Source organism: Microbacterium sp. Leaf351 (genome assembly GCF_001423825.1).
GTDB classification, from domain to species: Bacteria; Actinomycetota; Actinomycetes; order Actinomycetales; family Microbacteriaceae; genus Microbacterium; species Microbacterium ginsengisoli.
In genome coordinates this window covers 108,913-110,443 of the sequence record NZ_LMPK01000015.1, presented here as the reverse complement: position 1 = coordinate 110,443, position 1,531 = coordinate 108,913, and the positions used below count along the sequence as shown (strand labels likewise).

The 1,531-nt window shown below is 72.0% G+C and carries 2 protein-coding genes; both read right to left on the bottom strand.

Annotated features, from left to right (window positions below; genetic code table 11):
* Positions 1 to 90: 90 nt before the first annotated feature.
* Complete coding sequence (locus tag ASG00_RS06180; protein WP_056207600.1) at positions 91 to 849, bottom strand: SDR family oxidoreductase; 759 nt, start codon at positions 847 to 849, stop codon at positions 91 to 93.
* On the bottom strand, positions 846 to 1,531 hold a 686-nt coding region (locus ASG00_RS06175; RefSeq protein ID WP_235559312.1), incomplete at its 5' end, for a zinc-dependent alcohol dehydrogenase. The genes ASG00_RS06175 and ASG00_RS06180, both read right to left, overlap by 4 nt.

Genomic DNA, 1,531 nt, shown 5'->3' with positions numbered 1-1,531 from the left:
CTCCGCCCGCGGCGAGGGCGCGAGCGAGTTCCACGGCATCCTCCTCCGCCGAGACGGTGACCACGGGAAGGATGGTGCCGGGGATGCCCGTCATCGTCCGAGCCATCCGCCGTCGACGGGGAGCACGACGCCCGACACGTAGTCCGACGCCGCCGAGGCGAGGAACACCGTGGCGCCGCCGAGATCCTCGGCCGTGCCCCAGCGTCCCGCGGGGATGCGGGCGAGGATGCTCTCCGACCGCTCCTCGTCGGCGCGCAGCGCGGCGGTGTTGTCGGTGGCGATGTAGCCCGGCGCGATCGCGTTCACGTTGACACCCCGAGGCGCCCATTCGTTCGCGAGCGCCCGCGTCAGCCCCGCAATCCCCGACTTCGCCGCGGCGTAGCCGGGTACGTTGATGCCGCCCTGGAAGCTCAGCAGCGACGCCGTGAAGATGATCTTCCCGGTGCCGCGCTCGATCATGGCCCGGCCGGCCGCCTGGGCGAGCACGAACTGGCTGCGCAGGTCGACGTCGAGCACCTCGTCCCACCACTCGATCGGATGCTCCGCCGCCGGCGCCCGGAGGATGGTGCCGGCGTTGTTGACCAGCACGTCGACACGCTCTTCGTCGAGTGCGCCGACCAGGCGGTCGACGGCGTCACGATCGGACAGGTCGCACGCCAGGGCGCGGAACCGGCGCCCGAGGCCGCGCACGACCGATTCGACGGCACTGCCCGATTCCTCGATCTGCGAGCTCACCGCGATGATGTCCGCGCCGGCGGTCGCCAAGGCGCGGGCCATCGCGAAGCCGATCCCGCGCCGCGCCCCCGTGACGACCGCGGTACGTCCGGTGAGATCGAACGGCGAGCTCACGAGGCATCCGCCACGTCGACGAGCACCTTCATCGCGAGCCCCTGCTCGAGGTCGGCGATGGCGGCGGCGGTCTCGCTCAGCGGCACGATGCGCGTGATGAGCGCATCGGCGGGGATGTGGCCCTCGGCGAGGAGTTCGACCGCCGTCTCGAAGTCGGCGCGTTCGTACACGCGGGCGCCGACGATGGTCAGCTCCCGCCAGAACACCCGCTGCAGGTCGATCTCACGCGGCACGCCGTGGATCGCGACGACGACGAGAGTTCCCCGAACCTTCGCGAGCGCCGTCGCCCCGCGCACGGCAGCCGCCGAGCCCGAGACCTCGAAGACGACATCGGCGCCGGCGCCGCCCGTCCATTCCTCGATCCACGCGACCTGGTCCACGCTCGTCGGATCGAGGGTCGTGAATCCGAGCGAGGCGGCCTGCGCGCGACGACGCTCATCGAGCTCGACCAGCACGACCTCACCGCCGAACCGGCGCGCCACCGTCGCGATGAGCGTTCCGATCGGCCCGCCGCCGATCACGACGGCCTTGTCGCCGTGCCGCAGACCCGACCGTCGCACGTCATGCACGGCGACGGCGGTCGGCTCGACGAGTGCGGCGTGGGTGAGCGGGAGTCCGTCGGGGAGGGCGACGAGGGTCTCCGCCGGAACGTTCCAGAACTCCTGCAGCGAGCCGGGGGAGT